11 protein-coding genes are annotated in these 9,346 nt (G+C 44.1%); 3 read left to right on the forward strand and 8 right to left on the reverse strand.

What is annotated here, in order from left to right; genetic code table 11:
* Window positions 1–148: 148 nt before the first annotated feature.
* Window positions 149–748: a LysE family translocator gene (locus AB4496_RS07785; RefSeq protein WP_009847210.1), complete on the reverse strand. Its 600-nt coding sequence runs from the start codon at window positions 746–748 to the stop codon at window positions 149–151.
* Between the two features lie 122 nt (window positions 749–870).
* Here AB4496_RS07785 and AB4496_RS07790 point away from each other — a divergent pair, with 122 nt between their 5' ends.
* On the forward strand, window positions 871–1,356 hold the full coding sequence (locus AB4496_RS07790) for an Lrp/AsnC family transcriptional regulator (RefSeq protein ID WP_004736367.1): 486 nt from the start codon (window positions 871–873) through the stop codon (window positions 1,354–1,356).
* 131 nt (window positions 1,357–1,487) lie between these two features.
* On the opposite strand, the gene AB4496_RS07795 is transcribed toward AB4496_RS07790, so the two are convergent.
* Together AB4496_RS07795 and AB4496_RS07800 are read right to left on the reverse strand one after the other, a co-directional pair.
* Entirely contained in the window at window positions 1,488–2,990 is a 1,503-nt protein-coding gene (locus tag AB4496_RS07795; RefSeq protein ID WP_009847211.1) for an arylsulfatase, read from the reverse strand.
* Window positions 2,991–2,999: 9 nt separating this feature from the next.
* A complete protein-coding gene (locus tag AB4496_RS07800; protein ID WP_009847212.1) occupies window positions 3,000–3,389 on the reverse strand; it encodes a DUF4345 domain-containing protein in 390 nt (129 codons plus the stop codon).
* Between the two features lie 139 nt (window positions 3,390–3,528).
* On the opposite strand from AB4496_RS07800, the gene AB4496_RS07805 reads away from it, so the two are divergent.
* Complete coding sequence (locus AB4496_RS07805) at window positions 3,529–4,296, forward strand: hypothetical protein (protein ID WP_009847213.1); 768 nt, start codon at window positions 3,529–3,531, stop codon at window positions 4,294–4,296.
* Between the two features lie 378 nt (window positions 4,297–4,674).
* The gene (locus tag AB4496_RS07810; RefSeq protein ID WP_009847214.1) at window positions 4,675–5,259 is read left to right on the forward strand and encodes an outer membrane beta-barrel protein; all 585 of its coding nucleotides are present in this window, start codon (window positions 4,675–4,677) and stop codon (window positions 5,257–5,259) included.
* Between the two features lie 60 nt (window positions 5,260–5,319).
* Here AB4496_RS07810 and AB4496_RS07815 read toward each other — a convergent pair whose 3' ends face one another.
* The 5 genes from AB4496_RS07815 to AB4496_RS07835 all read right to left on the reverse strand — a co-directional run bounded on the left by AB4496_RS07815 (window position 5,320) and on the right by AB4496_RS07835 (window position 9,333).
* Window positions 5,320–5,721, reverse strand: coding sequence for a globin (locus tag AB4496_RS07815; RefSeq protein WP_029224030.1), 402 nt, complete (start codon window positions 5,719–5,721; stop codon window positions 5,320–5,322).
* A gap of 62 nt (window positions 5,722–5,783) precedes the next feature.
* Window positions 5,784–6,164 (reverse strand): VOC family protein, encoded by a 381-nt coding sequence (locus AB4496_RS07820; RefSeq protein ID WP_009847216.1) that lies wholly within the window; start codon window positions 6,162–6,164, stop codon window positions 5,784–5,786.
* A 154-nt stretch (window positions 6,165–6,318) separates the two neighbouring features.
* Window positions 6,319–6,759 (reverse strand): redox-sensitive transcriptional activator SoxR, encoded by a 441-nt coding sequence (gene soxR / locus AB4496_RS07825; protein ID WP_009847217.1) that lies wholly within the window; start codon window positions 6,757–6,759, stop codon window positions 6,319–6,321.
* A gap of 164 nt (window positions 6,760–6,923) precedes the next feature.
* Window positions 6,924–7,445, reverse strand: coding sequence for an NADPH-dependent FMN reductase (locus tag AB4496_RS07830; RefSeq protein ID WP_032555252.1), 522 nt, complete (start codon window positions 7,443–7,445; stop codon window positions 6,924–6,926).
* Window positions 7,446–7,770: 325 nt separating this feature from the next.
* Complete coding sequence (locus AB4496_RS07835) at window positions 7,771–9,333, reverse strand: glutamate synthase-related protein (RefSeq protein ID WP_102257806.1); 1,563 nt, start codon at window positions 9,331–9,333, stop codon at window positions 7,771–7,773.
* Between the last annotated feature and the right edge of the window lie 13 nt (window positions 9,334–9,346).

A 9,346-nucleotide genomic window follows, 5' to 3' on the forward strand; every position in this document is an offset into this window, starting at 1 on the left:
AAAACTTAAAACTTAAAAGCTTCTAGGCATAAAAGCTTTTAACTCAAGTTCCTTAAATATTTGTTAACTTAATTCTTTACTGTTAACGACTTAGTCGACATTTAGACACCACTCCTATGGATTTAGGAGTGGTTTTTTTCCTTGTGATTTATGCCGGTTGATAAAGCATAAAGGCAACCACCATCGCTAAGCTTCCACCCAAGCAACGGTTCACAAACATCATCTGTTTTGGTGATTGCAGTAATTTTTTCAGCATGGTGCCGCAATACGCCCACACCAACATGCACGGCACACCGGTAATCACCATACCCGCGATAATGGTCACTACTTGAATCAAGTAATCTGCATTCGGAGTAATGAATTGCGAAAACACGGTTAATGAAGCTATCCAACCTTTAGGGTTTAACACCTGCACCAACACACCTGACATAAAACCTGAACGTTTATCTGTGGTGCTTTCTTCGATTTGCATGTTCGCAATCGACCACGCCATAAACAGCAAGTAAGCCGCACCCACGTATTTCAAAATGTTATAAAGATCTGGGTAAAGGGTAAATAGACTCACCAATCCGACACTGGATCCTGCCAGTACGATGATGATGCCAACAGCGTTCCCAGAGATAAAAGGTAAAGTCGCAGCAAATCCATAACGACTTGAAATCCCAAGTAATGCGATATTGCCTGCCCCAGGTGTAATTGCAATTGATGTTGAAAATAGCAAGAACGCCAGCATTAATTGAGAGCTCATTTCCTCTCACTCCTAATAAGTAAAGTATTTATACGGAGAGAGTTTACAGATTCGACTAGGAATTAAATTGCTATATAGGCTAATATTAATGCAAATTTGAGCAAGACCTTCCTAAAAACACCATGAAACAGAAAGAATCCACCAAAGAAGTGTTAGATGACACAGATATCGCCATCTTAGAACATATCCAACAAGACGGACGCATGAGCAACAGCAAGCTCGCAGAGAAAGTGAACCTCAGCGAAACCCCATGTTGGCGCCGTTGGAAACGCATGGAAGAGACGGGTTATATCGATGGTTACGCCGCGAAGCTAAACCGCAAAAAGCTTGGTTTTCATGTGGCTGGTTTTACTCTTGTGACCTTAGGTAACCATGAAGTAGAAAACACAGAACCGTTTGAAGAGTTTGTCGAAGTAACCGATTGGATTCCTATGTGTCACTGTATTGCAGGCGGCGCCGACTATATGATTCAAGTGCTAGCGAAAGATTTAGAAGAGTACTTTGAGCGTATTAGCTCGATCAGACGAGTAAAAGGTGTAAGTGCGATTCAGTCGAATATCTCGGTTAAAGAGTTGAAAAACAGCTATAAGTTGCCTCTTGGGGATTAGCTTGCGCTACCATCTACTCAGAACTCTATTAACTCGGGCTTATTTTTACTCAAAGAAAAGATTGATAGACCAAACAAAAAATGCCCAGTCAACGGTTTGTTAACCGGGCACTTAGTTTTTACAAGTGCGTATTAGTTACCCACACCACCTGTTTTTTCAGCTGGTAAATCTGGTGTCACTGGGGGCCACTCTTGGAAGGTTGCTAGATGTTGTTGTACAGCAGCTTGAGCAGGACCAAATGCCCACATTTTTTGCCCCATCCACTTCAAGTACATGCCCGACTCTTCCGCCGCTCTCTCGTATGGGTCACGACGTAAGTTAAACAGTAATGGTGCATTTAGCTCCTCTTTCGGACCACTCCAGCCATGATTTTGGACCACAAAGTGCGCCTTCCAATCACCAACACGAACCGCTTGCAGCTTGTCTCGTTCGTAGTAGTAGATCTCTTTACGGTTTGACTCACCTTTCTCAGTCAGCATATCCACTTGGTTGTAACCATCAAGGTGCGCTTTAAAGCCATCGTGACCTTTCAGCAGTTTTTCTTTTAGATCCGTTGGACCACCAGCCGCAGCGACAAGAGTGGGTAACCAATCCATACCATCAAAGATGCCATTGCCTACAGTACCCGCTGGGATTTTACCCGGCCAGCTAACCAGTGCAGGGGCTCTTACGCCACCTTCCCAAGTTGTGCCTTTCTCACCGTGATAAGGTGTCATACCGCCATCTGGCCAAGTCATGATCTCAGGACCATTATCCGCAGTGAAAATGATGATGGTGTTATCGGCAATACCGAGTTCTTCCATTTTGGCCATCATTTCACCAACATGGTCATCAAGATCTTTCATGACCACTTCTTGAAGTCCCCAACCGTTTTGGCCAAGCATAGCTTCGTATTCAGGTGACAGGTGCGTCCAAACGTGACCACGTGATGGACAGTACCAAGTGAAGAATGGCTTATCCGCTTCAACCGCCCTTTCGATGAAGTTGATCGCATGTTTATTTACTTCATCGTCGAGTGTACGCATACGCTCGATCGACAATGCACCATCGTCTTCAATCGTTTGACCACCTTTACCGTCTGATCTTGCATAAATAACATTACGAGGTGCAAACGCATCCAAAGATCCATCTTTTGGCCAATCTGGATCTTCTGTGTATTCCATTGCATTCAAGTGATACAACCAACCCCAATACTCATCAAAACCGTGCATTGTCGGTAAGAATTCATCTCTATCACCAAGGTGGTTTTTGCCAAACTGCCCCGTGACATAACCCATGGTTTTAAGGATTTCAGGAAGCGTTGGCGTGTCGGCACTTAAACCAACTGGGCCACCCGGTAACCCAACTGAGTGCATGCCTGTTCGAACAGGGAGTTGACCCGTTAAGAATGCAGAACGACCCGCCGTACAAGAAGGTTGAGCATAGTAATCCGTTAATAGCATGCCCTTTTCAGCAATACTATCGATGTTCGGTGTTTCGCTGCTCATCACACCATTGTGATAAGCACTCAGGTTTGATATTCCAATATCATCCGTGAAGATAACAAAAATATTCGGTTGCTCTTGTGCTGACCATGCTGATAGCGAAAAGCTACTCAACACACTCATCACAACAAGGTGGAAAATCCTTTTCATAGAATGTCCTTATACTGTTTCAGATTGCTCTTTGTGAACCATTTTTATTCCTACCAAACCAAAGCCAAGCTCCAATAGTAGATAGACGACAAGTAGCCAGTGAGGCATGCCATCTATCAACAAGCTAATGACTCGGCCGGCAGCCAAACCCAACATGAAGACCACCAAACTGTAGAGTGCTGGCAGTCGGTATTTCTTTAGTAACGCCCCTACTATCCAAAACAGAGCCAACGCTAAGTACAACCCCATCACAGCACGAAAGATATGAGTGACATTGATAGGGCTAGCATCAATTCCGAAAAGATAATCAAGGGAGACAACGGGGGCATAACCGTACGACAACGCAATCGGTGTTAAACCCAAAACAGCAACGAACAAAAAAATGCTTTGTGGCTTCATATCCTTACTCTTTTAATTTGGCTCTTTTCAAAAAACATAGTCTACAATCAGCAATATACAAGTTGCATATGTGAAAAATGGATAGTTAAAACACACATTCACATTCGTGCTATTTCACATCGAAGATAAGGATATCAATATGGCTAAATGGCATTACCTACTCGCATCAGCGTTGGCTGTTAGTTCAACCGTAAATGCACAAGAAGCAAGTTCACAATCGGACACGAAAAAGTGGCAACACAGCATAGAAATTTATGCGCTTGCTTTAAATATCCGTGGTAATACAACAATTGGTGATATTTCTAGCGATGTTGATGTCGACCCTGCATTCATCATGGGTCATTTGGATATGGGAGCGATGCTTCGACTAGAGGGGATCTATAACAATCAGTGGGGTTATTACGTTGACTACAGCTACATGAAACTGAGCGGAAAGTCAGATTCAATCATCGGCAACACAGGTATTCTTAATGGCAAGCTTGAGATCAGACAAGGCGTTTTAGAAGCAAAAGGCTTTAAACGCTACCAATACGACATTGGTGCCATTGATTATATGGTTGGATTACGCTGGTGGGATAACGATATTGATTCCAAACTCTACACAAACAGCGGGACAACCCTGAATTCAAGATCTTTAGAAGAAGATTGGATTGATTATCTGATAGGCGTTCGTTGGACCAAGGAACTCAACAAAAATTGGACTGTGCACACGAGCTTAGATATGGGCCTTGGAAGCGATACCGACTTTACCTCATCTCTGTTAACCGGCGCTCGCTATCAAATTAACGACTGGTCGGATTTAAATCTGGCGTATAAATCCACTTGGGTTGATTACGAAAACAAAGGTACCTTTGAATACGATACCGCATCGCAAGGGTTCCTGATTGGTTGGGCTGCTCACTTTTAATCCGATTATCGTAACGTGTTAGAACCCTCGGCCAATCCAATGCCAACCCAACATTGGTCATTTGGATTTAATTTCAATTAAAACGTAAGCCTCGAATGATTCTTATCTCTGGTGATGACCTCCGTCGCCAGAGGTTTTTCTGCGTGAAACATGCACCGCCCTCCCTCATAGAAAACCCATTAAATCATAGACTAACTCTCGCACACCGCGCATTTGATCCATCTAAAAAATTGTAATTTTAGGTCATGGAAATACAGGCTTATGTTTTGAGATATTTAATCTTCATTTAATCTTACCATCGCCCATTCGAACAGTGTTTTTTATTTTGAAAATGCCGCTAAAATCCTCTCCCGAAATTTACAAACCAGAGTAAAAACAATGAAAAAATTAGTCTTAGCGGCTCTTACGATTGCCTCAGTTACGGGGATCGCATCAACTTCAGCTTTCGCATCAAACGAAATGTACACATTAGGTGGTGTAGGTATGGATAGCGGTGACGTTGGCGCTCAATTCACGTTAGGTAGCCAGATCGTTCAAAGCAATTGGTATATTGAATCGACGTTACTTGTTATCAGCACTGACGATAAGTCTACTAGCTATAATGGTGACAAGGTGCTTCAAACAGAGCAAGAGTTCGATTCTTTAATGCTTTCATTAACACCTATGTATAAGCACAGCTTCAGCGAAAACTTCGCTGTTTATGGTAAGGCGGGCGCGTTTTACGCACACTCAGATACCAAATTGGTGTTCCGATCTAGCGATAATAATGAAGTCCACAAAGGGTCCCATGGTGATTTTGGCTTAACTTACGGCATCGGCGCAGAATACAAGTCACTAAAACCAGTTTTCGGCCACTCCAAGTTTGTGACTCGAGCTGGATTTGATTGGTATGAGTTCGGCGGAAGTACTGGTTGGTATACCGCTGAGTCGGTACTGAATATCCAAGCAGGCTTTACCTTTTAATTGAGTCGATAAAAAAGTAAGCCTCTTGTTGTGTGGGGCTTACTTTGTACATTTTTTGATTCAGACTACACACTCTTTCTTCATGATAGCAAGTCCTGTTTCCAAGGTATGTGCCCAAGCTTGTTCGATATTTTCATCATAAAGTGGATCGTATTTTTTAACCGTATTGAGCAAGGAATTAAACCACTCGTTGAGCTCTTGCTCAGAAATATCCATGCCTAAATCTTTATGTCGCTTCCCAAGCTTTCTCACCGAGTTTCGTACGCTCGGCAGACCTGCAGAGTTATAGATAAGGATGATTGAAGCTTTAAGCATCTTGGTTTGTTGCTCTAACCCTATGTTTTCAAATCGCTCTGAAAACCTAGGGTTGTGTTCGCAGAAGTCCGCCAAAAATGTTTCTAGAAATTCTTCATCGATCCTGCAACGCTCAAAGCTTTCATAAAACAGTTCATTAGGTGTCATTTTGTTGGTTCTTCGCATTCGCCAGCGATCCTTAACAGTCCATGTCATCTAAGTATACGCCACTATGGCATAAAGTGAGTTGCACAGATCTTGTTTCCATCAGGATCTCGCAAATAAGCCATGTACAAGCGACGCTCGTCAGAACCTCTCGCTCCGGGGCCATTTTCAATACTGGTACCGCCATTTTCGACGCCAACACGATGCCACTCATCTACAACTTCTGGGGAGGATGCAAGAAAACCCACCGTCATACCGTTGCCGTGAGTCGCAGGCTGACCATCAATCGGCTTCGTTAAACCCAACACACCCGTTTGGCTAACGTAAACACAGCGCCCTTTGGGATCAACAGAACCTTCGCTATAACCAAGCACTTTCATGATTGGGTCATAAAAAGCCTTCGCGCGTTCAATATCTTTGGTACCGAGAAAAACATGGCTGAACATAACTAACCTCTTCTTTTATTGAAAGAACCACCTAAACTAGACCTATAATTCGTGATTGTCTAGGCACGCTATTCGGCCACAACTGTTGCTTAACCCATTGAGTAAAAGCTAAAACTTAGCCCGTTGCTCCATGTTTTTCAGGAACTCAGTTAGTCTAATCAACAATGCGTTGTGCGCCCTGTCCTTGGTCATGCAGAATATCTTCAGGGTTCAACAATTGGCATTTCTGCATACTCAAACACCCGCAACCGATACAACCAGTTAGGTTTTCTTGTAGAGATTTAATCTGCGCCATCTTGCTGTCCAGTTGCCCCTGCCATTTCTTCGCAACGCGTTCCCAATCTCGCTTAGTCGCGGTATGGTTCATTGGCAGTGTTGATAACTCTTCGGTGATCTCTTCGAGCGTGAAGCCTATCGACTGCGCGACTTGTATCAACGCAATTCGTCTCAACATCGCCGACTGATACCGGCGTTGATTTCCGTTAGTACGAATCGAAGCAATCAACCCTTTGGTTTCATAAAAGCGCAGCGCTGAAGGTGCCACACCACTTCGCTCCGCCAATTGGCCTATGGTGAGATATACGATGTTTCTCATTACGACACTATCCTTGAGATCATAAATATTTAAAGCTTACTTTAACTTTATAATAACGACCAATTCTCATCTTAACTAATTAATGTCCTTAAACTTTGATAACGGGCGCAATGAAAAGAAACCACGCAAATAGCTACTTTGTTTTATTGTGGTGTTCTCGCTCTCTAAATCTGACTCATGATCGATTTCAGGCTCTCTGCTATTTCGGCATTGATGATTTCTCCCGTTTCTACATTAAAGTTATCGTAGAAACTTGGTACCGACATCGAGCCCTTCACATCAGCATCAAAGTAAGGTGCAGAATGTACCGCAGACGACAACACAGAGCTGGCGCCACCTGGGCCTGGTGATGTGGAGAGCATCACAACAGGTTTGCCTTGGTACACTTTCATGTCGATTCGTGATGTCCAATCAAACACATTCTTAAAGGCTGCGGTGTATGAACCGTTGTACTCTGCAAAAGAGATGACGACAGCATCTGCTTCGCCAATCTTGCTAAAAAAGCGCTGCGCATGTTGATGGACACCGGACTCTTTTTCTCTGTCTTCACTGTAAATGGGCATCTCGAAATCATTAAGATCGAGCACCTCTACTTGCGCGCCCTCAACTAAGCTTGCGGTGTACGCTGCCAATTGTTGGTTAATCGATGCTTTACTGTTGGTCGCGCCAATCGCTAATACTTTCATTGTTGATCCTTGTTCATTTTTCTCACCTTTTTGCACTCATGACTTCAATTACGGAGCTCAAAGTTCATAACTGAAGATTCGTAACGTCTGTTTGATAACATCAAAACCTGCACTAGGCGACAAGGTGATAGATTGTGTTTTTAGATTGGGGACGATGATAGAACTTCAAGTTAACTTGAGGTAAAGCGATATTTTCAAAAAATAGGAAATAATTTAAAAACACTTATAAAGCAGTTAATTACGAAAGGTTAAACATAGGTTAGTATTACACAGACAAAAATAAGCACACCCAAAATACAGTGAGTGTGCTTGATCGAAATACTATTTACTTAAGTTGATTTAATGGACTGACACCAGAGTAAGCGACTCCGGATAGCTCGGCCATTTCGCGATTCCATGTTGCCAAATCGTGAGGATTAAACTGATTCAAATGATCATGACCACACGCTCTCGCCATCACTTGCATCAATTCAGTCGAGGCTTCGAAGAAGTTCTTCAATTGATTCGATGCCTTCTCGACATTTAACCGTTGGCGTAAATCGGCTTTTTGAGTCGCGATGCCCGCCGGGCAATTATTGGTGTTACACATTCGGGCGGCAACACACCCTATCGACTGCATGGCACTGTTCGAGATAGCGACACCATCTGCACCAAGCGCCATCGCTTTTACAAAGTCCATTGGAACACGAAGCCCACCAGTAATGATTAAGGTGACTCTGCCACTTACGCCTTGCTTGTCTAGATAGGCTCTGGCACGAGCAAGCGCTGGAATAGTTGGCACGCTAATATGGTCACGGAACATTTCTGGCGCCGCACCTGTGCCACCGCCTCGACCATCCAAGATGATGTAATCGGCACTGGCATCCAATGCGAACTGAATATCCTCTTCAATATGATTGGCACTCAACTTGAAGCCAATTGGGATCCCGCCAGTCACCTCTCGAACTCGGTCGGCGAACTTTTTGAAATCCTCGACGGTTTTTAGATCAACAAAGGTGGGTGGAGAAATCGCGGCGGTACCCGCTTCAATGCCACGCACCTCTGCTATCTTGCCAATGTTCTTCGCACCCGGTAGGTGACCGCCAGTTCCGGTTTTAGCACCCTGCCCACCTTTAAAATGGAAGGCTTGGACATTTTTGAGCTTAGATTCATCGTAACCAAATTGTGCGCTAGCTAATTCATAAAAGTAACGTGAGTTTGCCGCTTGCTCTTCGGGCAACATGCCTCCCTCACCCGAGCAAATTCCCGTTCCCGCAAGCTCCGCGCCTGTCGCTAAAGAGATTTTCGCTTCTTCAGACAACGACCCAAAACTCATATCAGAAACAAACAAAGATATGTTCAACTTGAGTGGCTTTTTCGCTTTTGGCCCAATAATAAGCTCAGTACCAACTGGCACATGTTCCAATAACGGTTTGGTCGCCATTTGTGCAACCATCACTTGAATATCATCCCAGTGAGGCAATAGATATCTTGGAACGCCCATTGAAGTCATTGGCCCGTGATGCCCCACTTTGGATAAGCCATCTCGTGCTAATTGATGAATGAACTCAACCGTGGGCTCCTCTTTGGTTGCAGAAGCCGCAGGTGAGAGATCGGGCGTTGCCGCTTGGATGTGAACATCGGGGCCTTCTTGGCCCACTTGCTCAGCCGTAAACTGTTTATGGGTGCCATCACAGAAAGGGAGATTGTTCGAATACTTACAGCGGCACAGGTAAGCGTCGCCGGTTTCCTCGGCCACGAAACTCTTCGGTTTGAAGCCCGTTCCTGCATGAGAACCATCACAAAACGGTTGGTTTTTCGATTTCCCACAGGTACAGAAGTAATACTCCTCCCCTTCTGTTAGCTCCACTTTGACTGGCTTGGTATCCGCTATCACTGGATTCTTCATAGTTCGCTCACCT

This window comes from Vibrio sp. 10N.222.46.A1 (assembly GCF_041473595.1).
Taxonomy (GTDB): domain Bacteria; phylum Pseudomonadota; class Gammaproteobacteria; order Enterobacterales; family Vibrionaceae; genus Vibrio; species Vibrio tasmaniensis_A.